Origin of the sequence: Paenibacillus ferrarius, assembly GCF_002027705.1 — a bacterium.
In the GTDB taxonomy this organism is placed as follows: domain Bacteria; phylum Bacillota; class Bacilli; order Paenibacillales; family NBRC-103111; genus Paenibacillus_E; species Paenibacillus_E ferrarius.
The window spans coordinates 109,228-127,906 of record NZ_MBTG01000007.1; the positions used below are offsets into that span (position 1 = coordinate 109,228).

General features: G+C 49.7%; 17 protein-coding genes. 3 read left to right on the top strand and 14 right to left on the bottom strand.

Annotated elements, in window-relative coordinates; genetic code table 11:
* Nucleotides 1-16 precede the first annotated feature (16 nt).
* From BC351_RS08890 to BC351_RS08915, 6 genes are all read right to left on the bottom strand, one after another.
* On the bottom strand, nt 17-769 hold the full coding sequence (locus tag BC351_RS08890; protein ID WP_079410875.1) for an amino acid ABC transporter ATP-binding protein: 753 nt from the start codon (nt 767-769) through the stop codon (nt 17-19).
* Nucleotides 766-1,476: an amino acid ABC transporter permease gene (locus BC351_RS08895; RefSeq protein ID WP_079410878.1), complete on the bottom strand. Its 711-nt coding sequence runs from the start codon at nt 1,474-1,476 to the stop codon at nt 766-768. The genes BC351_RS08890 and BC351_RS08895 overlap by 4 nt, the downstream gene beginning before the upstream one ends.
* Nucleotides 1,473-2,249, bottom strand: coding sequence for an amino acid ABC transporter permease (locus BC351_RS08900; RefSeq protein ID WP_079410880.1), 777 nt, complete (start codon nt 2,247-2,249; stop codon nt 1,473-1,475). The genes BC351_RS08895 and BC351_RS08900 overlap by 4 nt, the downstream gene beginning before the upstream one ends.
* A gap of 40 nt (nt 2,250-2,289) precedes the next feature.
* Nucleotides 2,290-3,171 (bottom strand): transporter substrate-binding domain-containing protein, encoded by an 882-nt coding sequence (locus tag BC351_RS08905; RefSeq protein ID WP_079410882.1) that lies wholly within the window; start codon nt 3,169-3,171, stop codon nt 2,290-2,292.
* 141 nt (nt 3,172-3,312) lie between these two features.
* Entirely contained in the window at nt 3,313-4,209 is an 897-nt protein-coding gene (locus tag BC351_RS08910) for a LysR family transcriptional regulator (protein ID WP_079410884.1), read from the bottom strand.
* 198 nt (nt 4,210-4,407) lie between these two features.
* Nucleotides 4,408-5,502: a hypothetical protein gene (locus tag BC351_RS08915; protein ID WP_079410886.1), complete on the bottom strand. Its 1,095-nt coding sequence runs from the start codon at nt 5,500-5,502 to the stop codon at nt 4,408-4,410.
* Nucleotides 5,503-5,774: 272 nt separating this feature from the next.
* On the opposite strand from BC351_RS08915, the gene BC351_RS41460 reads away from it, so the two are divergent.
* Complete coding sequence (locus BC351_RS41460) at nt 5,775-5,978, top strand: hypothetical protein (protein WP_144028320.1); 204 nt, start codon at nt 5,775-5,777, stop codon at nt 5,976-5,978.
* 1,726 nt (nt 5,979-7,704) lie between these two features.
* On the opposite strand, the gene BC351_RS08920 is transcribed toward BC351_RS41460, so the two are convergent.
* Both BC351_RS08920 and BC351_RS08925 read right to left on the bottom strand, forming a co-directional pair.
* Nucleotides 7,705-9,213 (bottom strand): sensor histidine kinase, encoded by a 1,509-nt coding sequence (locus BC351_RS08920; RefSeq protein WP_079410888.1) that lies wholly within the window; start codon nt 9,211-9,213, stop codon nt 7,705-7,707.
* A complete protein-coding gene (locus BC351_RS08925; protein WP_079410890.1) occupies nt 9,210-9,893 on the bottom strand; it encodes a response regulator transcription factor in 684 nt (227 codons plus the stop codon). The genes BC351_RS08920 and BC351_RS08925 overlap by 4 nt, the downstream gene beginning before the upstream one ends.
* 224 nt (nt 9,894-10,117) lie before the next feature.
* Between BC351_RS08925 and BC351_RS08930 the strand changes: the two genes are divergently transcribed.
* Entirely contained in the window at nt 10,118-11,017 is a 900-nt protein-coding gene (locus tag BC351_RS08930) for an FAD:protein FMN transferase (protein WP_079410892.1), read from the top strand.
* Nucleotides 11,018-11,594: 577 nt separating this feature from the next.
* Here the strand turns inward: BC351_RS08930 and BC351_RS08940 are convergent.
* From BC351_RS08940 to BC351_RS42120, 3 genes are all read right to left on the bottom strand, one after another.
* Nucleotides 11,595-12,602 (bottom strand): glycoside hydrolase family protein, encoded by a 1,008-nt coding sequence (locus tag BC351_RS08940; RefSeq protein WP_079410897.1) that lies wholly within the window; start codon nt 12,600-12,602, stop codon nt 11,595-11,597.
* A 137-nt stretch (nt 12,603-12,739) separates the two neighbouring features.
* Nucleotides 12,740-13,423, bottom strand: coding sequence for a response regulator transcription factor (locus BC351_RS08945; RefSeq protein WP_079410900.1), 684 nt, complete (start codon nt 13,421-13,423; stop codon nt 12,740-12,742).
* 273 nt (nt 13,424-13,696) lie between these two features.
* Nucleotides 13,697-13,855: a hypothetical protein gene (locus BC351_RS42120; protein ID WP_158082022.1), complete on the bottom strand. Its 159-nt coding sequence runs from the start codon at nt 13,853-13,855 to the stop codon at nt 13,697-13,699.
* 338 nt (nt 13,856-14,193) lie between these two features.
* Between BC351_RS42120 and BC351_RS08950 the strand changes: the two genes are divergently transcribed.
* Nucleotides 14,194-15,453, top strand: a complete 1,260-nt coding sequence (locus tag BC351_RS08950) for a BaiN/RdsA family NAD(P)/FAD-dependent oxidoreductase (RefSeq protein WP_079410902.1) — start codon at nt 14,194-14,196, stop codon at nt 15,451-15,453.
* A 54-nt stretch (nt 15,454-15,507) separates the two neighbouring features.
* Here the strand turns inward: BC351_RS08950 and BC351_RS08955 are convergent, their stop codons facing one another.
* The 3 genes from BC351_RS08955 to BC351_RS42125 all read right to left on the bottom strand — a co-directional run bounded on the left by BC351_RS08955 (nt 15,508) and on the right by BC351_RS42125 (nt 18,676).
* Nucleotides 15,508-16,863, bottom strand: coding sequence for a dicarboxylate/amino acid:cation symporter (locus tag BC351_RS08955; RefSeq protein ID WP_079410905.1), 1,356 nt, complete (start codon nt 16,861-16,863; stop codon nt 15,508-15,510).
* A gap of 201 nt (nt 16,864-17,064) precedes the next feature.
* Entirely contained in the window at nt 17,065-17,349 is a 285-nt protein-coding gene (locus BC351_RS08960; RefSeq protein WP_079410907.1) for a hypothetical protein, read from the bottom strand.
* A 1,162-nt stretch (nt 17,350-18,511) separates the two neighbouring features.
* Nucleotides 18,512-18,676, bottom strand: a complete 165-nt coding sequence (locus tag BC351_RS42125; protein WP_158082023.1) for a hypothetical protein — start codon at nt 18,674-18,676, stop codon at nt 18,512-18,514.
* Between the last annotated feature and the right edge of the window lie 3 nt (nt 18,677-18,679).

Below are 18,679 nucleotides of genomic sequence, written 5' to 3' on the forward strand. Positions count from 1 at the left end.
CCATTCTACTATGGTTTTATATGTTATAGCTCCACTCGGGCGTAATTCGTTTCAAAAATTGTCTCGTGCGTTCTTCTTTGGCAGCGCCAAAAATCTCCTGCGGCTTGCCTTCCTCAACGATCACGCCTTCATCCATAAACACCACGTGATTGGATACTTCGCGGGCGAAGCCCATCTCATGCGTGACGACGATCATCGTAATGCCTTCCTTGGCAATCTTCTGAATGACATCAAGCACCTCGCCAACCAGCTCAGGATCGAGCGCCGACGTCGGTTCATCGAATAAAATGACCTCAGGATTCAAAGCCAACGCACGCGCAATGCCCACCCGCTGCTGCTGTCCGCCGGACAGCTGACTTGGATATGCATCCAGCTTATTGCCTAGTCCAACCTTCTCCAGCACCTTCACGCTGGTTTCCCGCGCTTTGTCTTTGGGCTGCTTCTGTACGATAACAAGCCCTTCCATGACATTTTCAAGCACTGTTTTATGCTTAAAGAGATTATAATGCTGAAAGACCATCGCTGTTTTTTGCCGAAGTGTATGAATCTCCTGCTTGCTGGGGCGCTTGCAATTCACCGTGAAATCCCCGATTGTCACTTCGCCGTTATTCGGCTTCTCCAAGTAATTCATGCAGCGCAGAAGGGTCGTTTTGCCCGAACCACTGGGGCCAAGAATACAGACGACCTCGCCCTTTTTCACAGTCAGGTTAATGCCTTTCAGTACCTCGTTTTTTCCGAATGATTTGGTGATATTGGCCATTTGAATCATGATACGCCCCCCCGGTTATACAGATTGATTCGTTTCTCCAGCAAACCTGTCGCCCTTTCGATGAGGAACGTAACTCCCCAGAATAGGACGGCAGCCGCGATATAAGCTTCGAAGAATTTCCAGTTTGTCGTTGCGACAATTTGCGCCTTGGCATTAATTTCGACCACGGATACGGTAAAAGCCAGCGTAGAGCCATGCAGCATCCCGATCAACGTATTGGACAGGTTCGGCAAGCTGACAGCCAGCGCTTGTGGCAGAATAACGCGCCGCAGCGCCTGCGGCGTAGTCATGCCGATGGAGTAGGCGGCTTCCATTTGCCCCCGATTAATAGCCACGATCCCTGATCTCACAACCTCCGAGAGGTAAGCCCCTGCTGTGATGGAGAAGGATAGGAAGGCGAAGCCAATCATCGGAATAGAAACCGAGCGGAAGCTCCAGCCCATCGCGATGGATATCGAATCCAGAATCATCGGCAATCCGAAGTAAATCAGCAGCAGATGCATAAGCATCGGTGTGCCGCGAACAAAGGTCACATAAGCTGTCGCAATGTAATGAATAAAAGGCACTCGATATAGTCGGATTAAAGCTACGGCGGTTCCAATCAAGAAGCCAAAGAAGACGGAAACCACCGTAATAATCAATGTTGTAGGCAAGGCTGAAAGCAATTGAACAAAGGCGGTCCATATGAATCCGGGATCGATTTTCATGCTTGAAAGCCTCCTTTATCCGGCTGAGAGGACCAGACGCCCTTGAACCAGCGGCGAGAAAGCGGCTGACGCTCCTCTTTGACCAGCGGTTGCTCGTGCTGGAGCAGTCGTTTCTCCATGTAGATAAACAGCTTCTCAAGTCCAAAGCAGATAATAAAATAAATGATGGATAAGGACACGTAAGTTTCCAAAAAGTGCTGCGTAGCAGCCCCTAATGTCTGTGCTTTGCCCATTAGCTCCATAGCCCCAAGCGAGAAAGCCAATGAAGTATCCTTCAAGTTAGCGATCAGCAGATTCGTAAAGTTAGGAAGCGAAATAGCGAGCGCCTGCGGCATCACAATCCGGGTAAAAGCTTGGTAGCCTGTCATGCCGACGGAGTAAGCGCCCTCGACCTGGCCCTTGTCGACAGCCTTGACTGCTGCCCTGATCACTTCGGAGATATAGGCTCCTGAGTGAAGGGCGAACGTCAGGATGACGAATGTCAGCACCGGTGCTTTGGAGACATCCACGTGGATCGCTTTTAACATTTCGGGGAGCCCGTAATAGATTAGAAACAGCTGAATCAGAATGGGCGTCCCGCGGAAGAAGGATACGTAGATCTGGGATAAACGCTGAACCCCAGGTATTTTGTACAGCCGGGGCAATGCAATGAGAAATCCAAAGATAGTCCCGAGCAGCATCGAGCAAACAACAATGAATAAAGTTATGTTGATATAGGAGAGTAATTTGGGAAGAAACTCGAATACATAGGTGATCTCGAATTGGTTGGCCATGACGGCGATCTCACCCTTCCTTTAAACGTTGGATAATCGCTTATTTGGTATCTTCTTTTTTCGTAAAATCTCCGCCCAGCCATTGAACACTCAGCTTCGAAAGCGTGCCATCAGCCTTGATAGCCTTCAGTGCAGCGTCGATTTTATCAGCCAGCTCTTGCCCGTCTTTATCATTTTTGCGGAATAAGAAACGAACCTCGGCTTCTTCAATAATTGGACCGATTGCCTTAAGTTTACTTTGAGGATCAACTAACGGAAGCAGGAAATCCGCGCCAAGCGAGCCATCCGCACGTCCCGACGTCAGCTGATTCACTAAGTCGTTGGCTGCGCCGCTTTGATAAACAATTTTGATCGCATTATCATGCGCTTTATTGTAGTTCTCCAGCAGTGTTGCTTCAGCACTGGTTGCCGTAGTTAAAGCCTTCTTCCCTTTCAAATCATCAATCGATTTAACCGTTGTGTTATCTTTGGCTACGATGACTTTGGTTTTCCAATAGGCATAAGGTTCGTTATTGAAGAGATATTTCTGCTCTCTCTCCTTGTTTTTCTCAATTTCATGTGCGACGAAGTCGACTTTATTCGTTTCCAAGCTGAGCAGCAGGTTAGCGAAATCCATCGTTTTAAACTCAAATTCGTATTCCGGCAGACGTTTATCCAATTCTTTGACTAATTCAATATCGTAACCAGTGAGTTTACCGTCTTTATCCAAAAAGGCTACGTTCGGAAACTGTGTTCCTGTGCCTACGATGATTTTCTTCACCTTCACAGGCGCAGCCGTCGCTGCCGTGCTTGCCGCAGGTGCTTTCGTACCTTCAGCAGCAGCTTTCGGGGAAGCGTCCGCCGCCGTGCTTTTGGAGCCGCAGCCCGCAACCACCAGTGCTAAAGTTAATGTAGATACTGCAAGTGTAGTAAATCGTTTCATGATGAACCCCTCCATATCATATCTCTTTTATTTTAATGTTAATAATTCCTACCTGTTAAGTATGAATTGAAGCTATGCTTTTAATTTATCATCAAGTTCACGAACTGGATAATAGAGTTTTTCTATATGCATATTCAAAAGTCAAATATGATCTCGAATCGTCTGGGCAATCCCCTTGCAGAGATCCAATGCACTGTTGAAAAATATCGCGTTCTCCCCATTCAGAGCGATCATATTCGTCTGCAGGGAAATGCCTGCTGTCTGCGGAAATTCGATAGGAAACAGCTTATTTTCCTTTACTTCCTGAGCTACGCATAAGCTGGGCAGAAACGCGATTCCTACACCTTGAAGCACTAATTTCTTCGCCGTCTCCAAATTATCCGTCTGGAATTCAATGTTCGGAGGCCGGCTCATACTGGCAAATAATCGGTGAATTCGCATCCAGTCCAGTGAACCGCACTCGAAAAAAACGAGCGGATATTCACCTATATCATCGATGGAAACCGTCTTATTCCCAATAAACGGATGATCTTTATAGACATATAGACGTATCGGGTCTTCATAGGCTTTGGCCGAAAGCAGATTTGGGTGACTTATGTTGCGCACAAAGCCTAGATCCAGCTCGCGATTCAGCACTTTATTCACGATATCTTCGGAAACAGCCGTACTGAGCTTGTAGTTGACGTCAGGATATTTGTACTTCATTTTCGGAATAATCGTTGGAATGACATAGTTGGAAACAGAGACCGTACAGCCGACGCGCAGCTCATTGGGCAAAGTTCTTTTCTGTTTTAGTTGAATTTTGCTCTTCTGAAAGGTTTGCAAAAGCTCCTGGGCATAGGGCAGAAACTTTTTCCCGTCATCCGTCAAAGAAATCTGCTTTCCTATACGATCGAACATTCGGCAATCCAACTCGCGTTCAAGTGATTGTATGCGCGCAGTAACGGATGGCTGCGATAAGAACAACACTTCGGCCGCCTTGTTAAAGCTCCCATAGTGGATCACATAGATGAATGCTTCAATATTCTCGATGTTCAACGTTAGGCCCCCCTTTGGTGAAGATTCATTTAATTTTAATAATTCCGATAAACAAACTTGGTTTTAGGTTGTTATTACTATAGTTCATCTCCTAATAGCTGTCAATGATAAAAAAAGCCGACCGACTTCCCCTCAGGTAGAGGATCCGCCAGCCGACTTTCGCTTTATTTAATAACGATCGTGAGTTGCACGTTTCAATTAGTTCGTTGTTGTGGATGCTGCAGAGGATGTCGCAGACGGAGCATCTGCATTTTTGCCGAATTTACCCTCTGGACGTTTATGATCGGTGCCTTTTTGCTCCACTTGCTTCTTGATGCTGTCTGTCATGCCATCTTTGATTTTGCTGATCAAATCATCTTCACTGATCCCTTTGGCTGTCGCGATATCCACAATGGATTTGCCCGCTTCCAGCTCTGTTCTCAGCTCATCCTGTGTAACACCGAGAATTGTCGTCAACAGTTCAGGGTTTCCGAATTGCCCGCCTGGGCCTCCGTGACCGCCGCCTCTTCCTTCAGGACCGCCCTCAGGACGAGTGCTTTCCACTTGTTTGGTGATGCGTTCGGATAGGCCTGACAACATTTTGTCAGCCTGATCTTGCGTCAGTTTGCCAGCCGTCACCTCAGCGTTGATGGAAGTCGTCTCTGCTGCTGCCAGCTTAGCTACATAGTCCGCTTCAGTAATCCCTTTCTCCACTGCAAAAGCTGCCAGAGTTTTACCGGATTTCACCGCATCCTGCACCACGCTTTGTTCCACGCCAAGGATCGTTGCCGTTTGCTCGATCAAATTGCTGCCGTGACCTTTGCCGCCGCGATCTCCGCCTGGGAAGCCGCCTCCGAAGCCCTTGCCTTCGATTTGCTTGGTCAATTGATCAGAAAGACCACTGATGATTTTATCCGCTTGCTCTTGTGTCAATTTACCTGCGGTTACCTCAGCTGTAATCGAAGCCGTTTCTGCTGCGACTAGCTTGGCTAGATAATCAGCTTGCGCCAGTCCTTTTTCCTCTGAAAAGGCAGCTAAGGTTTTGTCTGCTTTCAACGCTTCTTGAACTGCACTTTCCTCAACACCAAGGATCGTCGCCGTTTCTTTCACAACATTGTTTCCATGGAAGCCGCCGCGGTTCCCAAAATCTCCACGTCCCTTGCCTTGGCCTGCTTTTTGCGTCGTCGCGCTCTTCGTCGTACCTGTTACCGTATCTGCAAATGCCTGATTATGTAGGGCGCCAACAAAACCAACTCCGAGTACAAAAGAAGCTACCAATGAACCTGTAAGAATTTTTCTGCCGATGTTTTTCATAATTTGTTTCCACCTTTTCCTTTTTTATTTTGTTTGTTTCTTCCTTACAAAACCAAGTATAGCCCCCTTACCTGAAACCCATCTGAGTATAAACTGAAGGTTCGTTGAGAGGTTTCTGAGGGTTGGCTGAAAATGGTAGGACTGGTGGGGCGTGGGTGGATGATGGAGGGTGGACGAAAGGTGAAGGACGGAGTGCGAAGGACGGAGTGCGAAGGACGGAGTGCGAAGGACGGAGGGATGAAGGGCGAGGGATGAGCGGCGAGGGATGATAGGTGAATCGCGAAGGGATCAAGACATGGATGATGGATGAACGGCGGAGCGGTGGGCACGACTGGACGATGGTGACTGGACGATGTCGTCGGAAGATTGTAATGGATGGTCACGGTCAAATAGAAACCGGTGAGCTTTGTGTGAGCAAATGTGAGAATAATCCGGCGCTAGCTAGGAGGAAGCGGAACTATGGTACGCTATTTTAAGGTAAACTGCTTCTTTTCATGCTCAAAGGGAACTGTGGTCCGCTAATTGCTCGTTTAGACCACAATTTGGTGTGAAATTGGGCAAATAAGGGAACGACGTTCCCTTTGAGCTGCTTTTGAGGCTAATTTCTCGAAATAGCGGACCATAGTTCCGTTTCGTGGTTTTTGGGGACTTTGACTGCATACTCCCATTCGGGAAGCGGACAATTTAATGCTGAGACAGCCCTTTGGGCCTCTCAGCAAGGTTTTGCTACTTGGACTACATCTCCATTGTGGCGCTCTTACCTTACACTTGCGGAGATTTCCACCCTTTCATACCCTGAGACGGCCCTTTCGGCCTCTCAGCGAGGTTTTGCTACTTGGACTACATCTCCCTTTAGGGCGCTCTCTCCTTACACCTGCGGAGACTTCCACCATTCTTACCCTGAGACGGTCCTTTAGGCCTCTCAGCAAGGTTTTGCTACTTTGACTACATCTCCCTTTGGGGCGCTCTCTCCTTACACTTGCGGAGACTCCACCATTCTTACGCTGAGACTGCCCTCTGGGCTTCTCAGCGATAATTCGCTACTTGGACTACATCTCCCTTTGGGGCGCTCTCACCTTACACTTGCGGAGACTTCCACCATTCTTACTCTGAGACGGTCCTTTTGGCCTCTCAGCAAGGTTTGCTACTTTGACTACATCTCCCTTTGGGGCGCTCTCACCCTACACCTGTGGAGACTTCCACCATTCTTACCCTGAGACGGCCCTTTGGGCTCCTCAGCAAGGTTTTGCTACTTGGACTACATCTCCCTTTGGGGCGCTCTCACCTTACACTTGCGGAGACTTCCACCATTCTTACCCTGAGACAGCCCTTTGGGCTCCTCAGCCAGGTTTTACTACTTTGACTACCTCTCCCTTTGTGGCGCTCTCACCTTACACTTGCGGAGACTCCACCATTCTTACGCTGAGACTGCCCTCTGGGCTTCTCAGCGATAATTCGCTACTTGGACTACATCTCCCTTTGGGGCGCTCTCACCTTACACTTGCGGAGACTTCCACCATTCTTACCCTGAGACAGCCCTTTGGGCTCCTCAGCCAGGTTTTACTACTTTGACTACCTCTCCCTTTGTGGCGCTCTCACCTTACACTTGCGGAGACTCCACCATTCTTACGCTGAGACTGCCCTCTGGGCTTCTCAGCGATAATTCGCTACTTGGACTACATCTCCATTGTGGCGCTCTCANCATCTCCCTTTGGGGCGCTCTCACCTTACACTTGCGGAGACTCCACCATTCTTACGCTGAGACGGCCCTTTCGGCCTCTCAGCAAGGTTTTGCTACTTGGACTACATCTCCCTTTGGGGCGCTCTCACCTTACACTTGCGGAGACTTCCACCATTCTTACCCTGAGACAGCCCTTTGGGCTCCTCAGCCAGGTTTTACTACTTTGACTACCTCTCCCTTTGTGGCGCTCTCACCTTACACTTGCGGAGACTCCACCATTCTTACGCTGAGACTGCCCTCTGGGCTTCTCAGCGATAATTCGCTACTTGGACTACATCTCCATTGTGGCGCTCTCACCTTACACCTGCGGAGACTTCCACCATTCTTACCCTGAGACGGTCCTTTCGGATCTCGGCGATGGTTTGCTGCTTTGACCCTTTGCGGCGGCTTTGTTCAAGACGCCGCTCATACCAATCCATCAAAAAAAGCCATACCCATCACTCCGCGGGTATGACTCATTTTCATTTACCATCAGGCAGAAGCACCTTAAATGTGCTGCCTACCCCCAATTCACTTTCAACTCCAATCGATCCGCCGTGAAGCTCGACGATGGAACGCGTGATCGACAAGCCCAGTCCGGCGCCGCCGCTGCGTCTAGCCCGCGAGGAATCGATGCGGTAGAACCGATCGAACAGGTGCGGGAGATGCTCGGCCGCGATCCCCGGGCCATTGTCGTGAATCGCGATTTCGACACCCGCACTCGTTTTGGCCAATGACAGCCTCAGATTACCGGTTTCCGGGTGTGTGTGCTGAACCGCGTTGTGAAACAAGTTGAGCACAACTTGCTTGATTTTATCGGGATCAAACAGACAATGCGTGTTAGGCTCCAAGGTGAATGTAACGGTTCTGTCTCCTGCCAGCAAACGAAGCTGGTGTTCCATGTCATGCAGCATGTCATCGAGAACACCTTCCGTTTTGTGAAAAGACGGTGTACGATCCAACCGAGCGAGCATCAGCAGATCCTCGACTAGTTTATTAATTCGCACGGACTCACCGTGCATGCTTTTGAGTGCTTTCAGCAGCTGTTCCGGCTGTTGATACGCTCCGCGGAGCAGCACTTCCAGAAACCCGTGGATGGAAGTCAGCGGTGTGCGAAGCTCATGCGAAGCATCCGCGGCAAAACGGCGCATCTGCTCCTTGGCTTCCTTTTCCGCCTCAAATGAAAATTCCAAACGTTCCAGCATGCTGTTGAAGGAAACAGCCAATTGATCAATTTCCACTTGTCCTTGATGTGCTGGAAACCGTTCATTGAGGTTCCCTGCGTCTATCTGCTTCACGGTGCCCACCATATTCGATAGCGGCACCAACGTACGGCGCAGTACAGGGAGGAAACCTAGCAAACCGAAGATAAGAGCCAGCAAGGAGAGAAATATAAAGGTAACCAGCTGCTGGAGGAGCACATCTTTCAAAGGGGCCGTGCTCGTGCTGGCTTGAATAAGCCCTTGAATGCCAGCATTACCACGTGAACGCTCCGGTTCGCCAATTTGATGAAAGACGACCAACTGCTCGTTTATTATTTGATATGGCAGTTTCATTCGCTTATCCATAAGCGCCAAGTACTCCGCTTGGGACAGCTGAGGTGTGTGCTGCTCATTTTGGGAGGGCATCAGCTTATAATTCCCGCTCGCATCAATCACAGCAAGGGATAAATCGGAAACGAAAATGCGTTGTGGGTCCCCCCCATTATCAGAACGATTATTGCGGTCTGGCTCTTGTTTGGGGAAAGACGGATTCGCAAATGAGCCTGAGAACTCTCCCACTGCCGCACGCCACATATTGGGCGGAAGCGCCGCCAGCTGATTGCGAATGGTCTCCGCTTTATTTTGATACATGAACTGCTGCATGACGACATATTGGAAAATACCGATAAGCAAAAGCAGGGCAGACATGACTAATAATGATCTCGATAATAGCTGAAATTTCAGGGAGCCCATTACGAAGAGATCGGCAAACCAGCCCCGCTTCTTCATGTCAAATCCATCCGGTAGCCGGCGCCGCGAATCGTGCGGATCAGCTTATGTTCCTTATCTCCCAGCTTGTCGCGCAAAGAACGGATGTACACTTCGACGATGTTCTCCTCGCCTCCGAAATCATAACCCCACACTTTGTCGAGAATCATCGATTTGCTGAGCACCAGCCCGTGGTTAATCGCCATGAATTTAAGCAGTTCATACTCGGTTGGCGACAGTTCCAGCACCTTGTCATGCAGACTGATCTCTTTGCGGCGATCATCCATCCGAAGCGGTCCAATGACAACTTCGCCGAATAAGTTGGGAAAATGATTGCGGATCCGCGCATAGATTCGGGCAAGCAGCTCCTCAAAACTGAACGGCTTCACCATATAATCGTCCGCTCCCAAGGTAAGTCCCTTCACGCGATCTTCAACTTCATCCTTGGCGGTCAACATAATAACGGCGACATTTTCTGTCTTTTTGATCATCCGGCAAACCTCGAACCCGTCCATCCCCGGCATCATCACATCCAAAATAGCGATATGCGGCTGAAATTTATTGCAAGTCGTAATGGCCGAAAGCCCATCCGTCGCAGTCATGACCTCGAAGCCTTCGTTCGTCAGTCCTAATTCCAAAAATTCTAAAATATGAGGCTCGTCATCAACGAGAAGTATTTTGATTCCTTTTAATTGGCGCATGGGGTGTATCCTCCCGATTATATTTCCTGCCTAGTAGTGTTCTATACTCAGTATCCCATATCCTGCCTAAAAACAACCTGAGCGGTGGCTGAAAGGTTGCTGAATGCATCCTTGCATCGACTTGATCTTTCAGTATTCTTTCAGCTAACTATCAATTGAATCTCAGTTAACCTCTTTATAATTAAGTTCATTAATGTAAGGACACGAAGAAAAGAGGGAACCTTATGGAGCCTATTACATCATCCTTTTATTCCTTTCAATTCCAAGCTATCGAATCGGATGTCGAGCTGTTGCTCAGCTGTGAGGAGAAGGACCGCGCCCATATCAAGAAGCTGGCTATTGATTGGTTTCAAAAGGCAGATAAACGTTTCAGTCGTCTACTTGCCGATAGTGAAATCAGTCTGCTGAATACATTAGCCGGCGAGAACTGCATGGTCTCGAATACCATGCTTGAAGTGCTTTTTCTAGCTGAATTGTATCAGGCTGTTACGGATGGCTATTACAGTCCTCTCCTGCCTAACGGGGGGCAGGCAGCCTTCGCTGAGGCTTCGGTTGGTTTGGAATGGAAAGTTGATCCCGCTTTGAAATCAATTAAGCTTCCCACGCATACTAATATAGATTTACGAGGCATCGAAAAAAGCTGGTCCATTAAACGGCTAGCCGAATATATCCGCAAAAATCTGGCCCTCCAGCAAGGCCTTATTCTTGCCGGCGGAGATATGACCGTGTGGGGTAGGGATACACAGGAGCTCGACCCATGGATCATAGGGATTCAAAATCCTTGGCAAACTAACGCCAAGCTAGGCGCCATCGCTATGCCGGAAGGCTCGCTTTCCACTTACAATATCTTTGAAGAGTCTGCTGACGCATACTCCAGCAGTGATGTTGTGCAATGCACGGTTGTCGGTCAGGACCTGATTGAGTGTCAGGTTTGGGCAAGACTGCTGTGCAAGTTGGGTATGACAGAGGGCTTTGCGCTAATGGCCAAGCGCACGTCTGTCTGCGAAGCTGTCGTTCTAACTGCGAATCAGGAGCTGCATTATTTCGGCAGAGAAGCGTCGCTTCGTCGCAGATGGCTCGACATGAAGATTGACCATTATCATTTTCAGGATTTGGTGTCTTGAGGAAGAGGACATCACCTAGCCATTGGCGACTCAGAAGTTCGGAAGCTAAGCTGAAAATCGCTTACTCTTTCGTTGTGGATATTTATTAGCCAAGAAAGCCGCTTGTGGATCGAGATTCAAGAAGTTATCCACATTTATCCACACATTATCCACAATGAAATTGTGATTTACCCACAAAACAGCCGATTTTATCAACATGTTACCCACAGCCTGTGCATGCTTTTGTGTTTTGGCAGGCAACGACTAGCTTAAGCAGCGGAAACCATCGCTCCTTCTTCGCTGGAGCAGTGGATAACACACATTTCCAAGCTCAAGCGGAACTCAGATACGCTATTTTGCATAAAATGACGAGTTGGAGTGACCAATGGGAACTATGGTCCGTTATCCGGCTGTCATCTCCTTCTTAGGGCTCCATTTGCCATTAATAGAGGATCGTAGTTCCTACTCGCTGGCTAACGGCCCTTTTTAGAGCAACATAGCGGATCAGAGTTCCTTTTGCTCACCGGCTGAACACACAAAAACAATAGCGCCTAGGATTTCGAGAATCCAAAGGCGCTATTGTTTTGTCACCACTTGCTTATGTCTGCAAAGGAATTTGCAATGTATAGGCTTTTGTCCCCTCCGCCTCCACGACAGTGCAGCTGAGCACAAGGGGCTTGCCCTCTTCCAAATAAATCTGCGGCCGTGCCAAGCGGGCTACTGGCTGAATACCCCGCGCTTTCCATGCCAGCTCCTTGCGCAGCGCAAGGGGCTGACCCGCGGCTTGCCAAGACAAGCCATCCTCGGATTCGAACAAAGCAAAGGCCCCCGGTTCACTCTTAGTGACATAACCGTGATCATCCTTCATGAGGGCATAGAAGCGCTCATCCTGAAACCAAATGCACGCGTCCTCGATCGCTGATTCATTGTCCAGCCGGTCAATATCGAGCGTTCCGATTTTGGCAAAAGGCCCAATCGGCCGCTCAGCCCGGGCAATTCCCGCATTCACCGCGCCGCCTTTAGCAGCACCTGTATACAACATAAGGACATTTCTGCCCTGTGCTCGACAGATTGCCGGACTACTGGTCATTACAGCGTCCCAAGCCCCAGGTGTAACGTCCAGAATAGGCTCGTCAAACCGCTGCCAAGGTCCAAGCGGATGGTCGGCCATCGCGATGCCAATTCTTTGGTTACTGCAGTAGACCCACCGGTTTTCCCCAACTATTGCCTCGTCTGAGGCCGTTTCCGAAATCTCTGGACCTTGCGTTCCCACATAATATAAATAGTAGGTGCCTTCTACTTCCAACACCGCTGGATTATGTGTCACATCACAGTCCCAGCCTGGCTCACCTTTTTCCAGAAGCACACGGTCAAATGTATAGGGACCTGCCGGATGATCAGAGACGGCTGTCGCGATTTCAGCGTGCGTCACCCATCCCTCGCAACCAGCCGATTCCGGCCAGCGCGAGAAAATCAAACAATACTGCCCGTCAGGCGCGCGGGTGATACTGCCGCAACTGACATGGTAGTCTTCCATAGCAAACGCATTGTCTGCCGTAACTTCACTGATCCAAGTACCAAAGCCTCGTTCATCAAGTCGTTTCATGTGAGTATCGTCCTCCTGAATGTGAAAGTCAGCTTTCCCATTCCATATTGCTATCATACACGAAGTAAGTAAGAGGACTGTACTATTATCACATATAGGACGATATACAAAAACTGCCCGACAAGGCTTAAACGCGCCTAATGCCGAGCAGTCTTCACTTCGAAGCGGTAACCTAACCCGCGCACCGTTGTTAACCGAATCGCCTGGGAGATCACACCCAGCTTGTTCCGCAGCCTTTTGATATGTACATCGACGGTCCGTTCGCCTCCCTCATAATTAACGCCCCAGACCTGCTCAATCAGTTGGCTTCTGGTTAGAATATGATTCGGATAGCTTGCTAGTGTAAAGAGCAATTGAAACTCCTTGAGCGGCAGGAAGAGGCTGTGTCCCTCCACTTGAACTTCATGCATGGCTTTATCAATCATAAAATCGCCAATATGAATCTTGGTACAGGAGACTGCGCGATTGCGTTTGAGCAGCGATCTTACGCGCATCACCAGCTCCTCCGGATGAAACGGCTTAGCCATATAATCGTCTGCTCCAAGCTGGAATCCTTTGACCACATCAGTGTAATCACCTTCAGGTCCAAGGAGCAGCATCGGCAAGTCCGCATCCTGCCTAAGCTGGCGTGCGAGCTGGCAACCATCTAAATGTGCTGCCGTGATATCGAGAATGATCAGCTCCGTCTGGGACTGTTCTATAAGTGTCTGAACTTGTGCAACGTCATCCGTACAAACAACGTCAAAGCCTTCACGCTGCAGCGTGTAGCGAAGCGAATGACGAGCAGGATTCTCTTCGTCGATGAGAAGAATACGTGCCATATATGTGATCTCCTTTTCTACATGCGCCAAGCCTATATACGACTCACGCGGCTGGAGTTTAAAAACTGAACGGCTTTGCCACAAACCAAAGTGTAACGCGCTACGCTGAATCCCATCTGAACGAAGGCTGAAAGTAAGTTGAACAGAAGCTGATTGTTTGCTGAAAATGGACCGTATCCGAATCGCCTTCAATGCAGACTGCGCCCCAACAGCACAAAAAAGCGAAAATACCTGAGGATCATAATCATCCTGAGGCAATTCCGCTTTAGCCGTTTAGGCTTGTATGTCTAGCAATGAGGACGATTCTGCATCAAACCCGCTGCTTACCTGATAGGTCCGCTTCAATAATTCTTGCAATTTCGTGCCGCTGGCATCCGACAGAAGCGTTTTGATATCGGAGTCCGTGCTGGAGGTGCTGCTCGTACCACTCACACTATCGTCTTCATCACTCAATAGCTGTAGTAGTCTAGAGCTTGTTCTTGGAGGCAGCGGCATTCTCATCTGCGGAGCTTTCCGATACTTTGAACGCATGCTGCTTGTACAATGAACTAATACTTGCGTTGGAAATATTCACCGTTGCTCCATCCCCTTCTTCCATAAATTCACTTCATGATATCGCGATCAAGTGAACACCAAATGAACGCCAATTGAATGTTTGCTGAAACCGACATGAACTTTCCCCTTGCTGCAGGCTGATGTATTATTGCTAGCTTACTAGCAATGGGAGATTGAATCTGTTACAATCTTCGAAAATAATGAAGGAGTTTACTATGGACTATGAAGTCATTGTAATAGGCGGAGGATCCGCAGGATTGATGGCCAGCATCGCAGCCAGCCGTCACGGCGCCAAGGTTCTTCTCTTGGATAAAGGGGACAAGCTTGGTCGCAAGCTGGGCATTTCCGGGGGCGGACGATGCAACGTCACGAACAACAAAGAGATGGATGAACTAATCAAGCATATCCCGGGCAACGGCCGCTTTCTATATAGTGCTTTCACACATTTCAGCAATAAGGACATTATTGATTTCTTTGAAAATCTCGGCATTCGCCTGAAGGAAGAAGACAACGGTCGGATGTTTCCCGTCAGCGACAAGGCCAAAACCGTCGTAGACGCGTTGATCGGCCAAGTTCGCAAGCAGGGCGTGGAGATCCGGACGAACAGTCCGGTCAAAAAGGTCTTGTACCAGGCAGGCCGCGTCCAAGGCGTCCAGCTCCGCTCCGGTGAAACGCTGCACAGCCGCGCTGTGATCATCGCATCCGGCGGATGCTCTGTCCCGCACACCGGCTCCACCGGAGACGGTTATGCCTGGGCGGAGGCGGGCGGGCACACCATCACGCAGCTGTTTCCGACCGAGGTTCCGTTAACCTCGAAGGAAGCTTTCATTCGCAGCCGCGAGCTGCAGGGGCTATCCTTGCGGGACGTTTGTCTCTCCGTATGGAACGCCAAAGGCAAGCCGGTCATTTCGCATCGGGGGGACATGCTGTTCACCCATTTCGGCTTGTCCGGTCCGATTGCCCTGCGCTGCAGCCAGTTCGTCGTCAAGGAGCTTAATAAATCGGAGCGCAAAGAGGTCCTGCTCACCGTGGATCTCTTTCCGGATCAAAGCATGGACGAGGTATATAGTGACAGCATGGCGCTTGCCAAAGCTGACGCCAAAAAAGCCATTAAAAACGTACTAAAGACGCTCCTATCGGAACGTCTGATCCCTATTCTTCTGGAAAAATCCGGTCTGGATGAGCAGCTGACCTACGACAACATTCCCAAGCAGAAATGGCTCGAGCTCTGCAAGCTGATGAAAGCCTTCCCCGTGACCATCAAAGGCACGCTGTCTATTGAAGAAGCCTTCGTCACCGGCGGCGGCGTCCAGCTCAAAGAGGTCGACCCCAGCACGATGCAGTCGAAGCTCGTGAATGGGCTTTATTTCTGCGGTGAAATCCTCGATATTCACGGATATACGGGCGGTTATAACATTACCGCAGCTTTCTCTACCGGCTTTATGGCTGGCAAAAGCGCGGCGGAGCAGGCATAAAAAAAGAAGGACCCGCATCCCGTGATGCAGGGTCCTTCTTTCCATTTCACCAACTTAAGCTGTAGCCAGCTCAAGATCATCTTCCTCGTCGCGATCAAAAGCAGCGCGATCGAATTCACCTTCGGATTCTGCCACAAGCAGAGCCGTTACAGTTGTTCCTGTTGCGTTCACCGCAGTACGGCCCATGTCGATCAGCGCTTCAACGCCAAGCACAAGACCCATACCTTCCAGCGGCAAGCCCAGTGCCGTCAATACGACAGTCGTCGAGATCGCTGCAGGCCCCGGAACGCCGGCTACGCCGATGGAGGAAATCACGCTGACCAAGATCAACAGCGCATATTCAGACACACTAAGCGGCAAATTGTAAACCTTCGCCACGAAAATCGCCACAACTGCCGGCCATACCCCGCCGCAGCCATTGAAATTCATCGTTGCGCCAAGCGGTGCTACGAAGCTAGCAATACGTGGTGATATGCGAAGACGTTTCGTGATCACTTCCAGATTCACAGGCAGCGTCGCATAGCTGCTGCGTGTTGTGAATGCGACTGCGATCGTCGGATAAGCCTTCCTGAAGAACTTGATTGGGTTTACTTTTGCCACGAGAAGAACCAAACCACCGAAAATCAACACGAAGTGGATGATCAAAGCGACATAAGACGTTAGGATAATTTTAGCCAAAGGAGCCAATGTGTCCAGACCGTATTTAGCCGCCATAGCCGCGATCAAAGCATACACCCCATAAGGTGTGAGACGAATAACATACTTAACTACTTGGTGAATAACAGCTGTTGCTGACGTGATAAACGCTTTGATTGGCGCTACAGTTTCTGGCTTTTTGGAGCCCACATGTACAATCGCTACTGCCACGAAAATCGCGAAAATCAGCACCGGTACAACTTTCCCTGTTGCCATATCATTAATTGGATTGGATGGTACCAAGTCCAGAATAACCTGCGAGAACGTAGGAATTTCTCTTGCTTTAAAATCCTTCGGTACAGCTTGCGCAATGCCGTTACCTGGATCGAATGCCAGAGCAACCAGAAGCCCGATCAATGCGGCAATCCCTGTTGTGAGCAAGAACCAACCAATCGTTTTGAGTCCCAATTTACGAAGCTGACCCAAACTGGATAACGATGAAATACTGTTAATAACCAGAATAAGTACGAGAGGCATAACGAGCATTTTGATCAAATTGACATAAATCGTGCCGATGGTGCTTACACTTTTGAACTCCAAATGGGTTTGGTTGAACACAATCCCAGCCACTAAGCCAAGACCTAACGCGATGAAAACGCGGTTGCCGAAGCTGACTCTCTTTCTCGCCAGAAACACGAGCCCCGCAATAATTATCAATGATACAACTAAGCTGACCCAGTTTGATTGAAATGCTGTCACTAGGTTGTTTTTCACTAGAATCATCCCCTTAATCCCTATAATGTCACTTGGTTTTATGGGTTAAGAATATGACATATGACGTTACCTGTCAACGGTTAATTTTTAAGGTCATATGCCAAAAGCCGCTCCAATGTCAACATTTCTGAGAGCTGGCGCGGCTTTGTATGTTCTATATAACTATGTCTGTGCTCATAATAAAATTACATCGTATATTGATCAAGCACGATAGCCGTAAGAGGCTGAAGCTGTTGGCGATGGAGGCACTCTCGGCATCTCGATGGCAGAAGCAGGCTTGTAGGCGGATACAGGCGACTTTGTTGGGGGCTCGGCGGGTGAAGCTGCTGACATTGGCGCAAGTATGCTTATATTACTTGCTGTCGTTGCGAGTGCCGCTGTAGTATCAGCGCCTTCTTTTACCAGCTTACTCGTACATCCCTCCGTTACAATTACCAACGCGCCACGACAACAAACGCTATTTCGCGTCTTCCCATCCCCCTCCATCACACCTAATCTCCCCAAACCATGTCACTCAGCTAAAAGCTGTGGTTTCTGTGGTATCTACAATAATAAGTCGCATGTCCGGGGGAGGCGGCACCGTTTCTCGATCGGGGATTAGTTTGTTGAGTAGCTTCGGAGTCGGTACCGTTTCTCGATCGGGGGATAGTTTGTTAAGTAGCTTGGGAAGCGGCTCGGTTTCTCGATCGAGGGGGATAGTTTGTTAAGTAGCTTGGGCGGCGGTGCGGTTTCTCGATCGGGCCGATAGTTGTTAAGTAGCTTAGGAGGCGCCACCGTTTCTCGATCGGGGGGATAGTTGTTAAGTGGCTTGGGCGGCGGCACCGTTTCTCGATCGGAGGGATAGTTTGTTAAGTAGCTTGGGCGGCGGCACCGTTTCTCGATCGGGTGGAATAGTTTGTTAAGTAGCTTCGGAGGCGACACCGTTTCTCGATCGGAGGGATAGTTGTTAAGTAGCTTGGGCGGCGGCACCGTTTCTCGATCGAGGGGGATAGTTGTTAAGTAGCTTCGGAGGCGGCACTGTTTCTCGATCGGGGGGATAGTTTGTTAAGTAGCTTGGGCGGCGACGTGGTTTCTCGATCGGGGGGATAGTTTGTTAAGTAGCTTCGGAGGCGGCGCGGTTTCGCTCGAGGGGGATAGTTTGTTGAGTAGTTTGGGCGGCGGCGCGGTTTCTCGATCGGAGGGATAGATAGTTTGTTAAGTAGCTTGGGAGGCGGCACCGTTTCTCGATCGGGCGGATAGTTGATACGGTAGTTTAGATGGCCTGATTGCTAGATTTGCAAGCAGTTGGATCTCGGTGAAAAGTTAGGGGAACTACGGTACGCTATTTTGGCTTAAACCATCTAAAACCATGATGAAAGGGAACTACAGTTCGTTATTTCGCGGTTTTACCCGCTAAAATCGTATTTGAAGACCATATAGAGGACTGTAGTTCCGTTTGGAACGAAATATGGGCGAAATCTTCGAAATAGCGGATCTCAGTTCCCTTTCGTGCCTTAACAGTGGGCAAAAGGGCCCTGGCGCGCCGCCCAGCCTCCAGCCAAGGTCGAAACAGCAAGAGGCTGTCCCCGAATTCTGGGGGACAGCCTCCTATTCGCCTTGCCCGCGCCGCTTCGCTCTCGCCCACTACCAGCCGCTTCGCTCTCGCTAGCTACCAGCCGCTTCGCTCTCGCCCGCCACCAGCCGCTTCGCTCTCGCCCGCTACCGGTCGCTTCGCACTCCCCGCGTCGACGGCTCCTAGCGACGGGCCGCAGCTAGCGCCGCTTGTCCGCGCTAGCCCTGCGCTTCCGCTTGCCGCCGGAGGAAGCCAGCACACTGC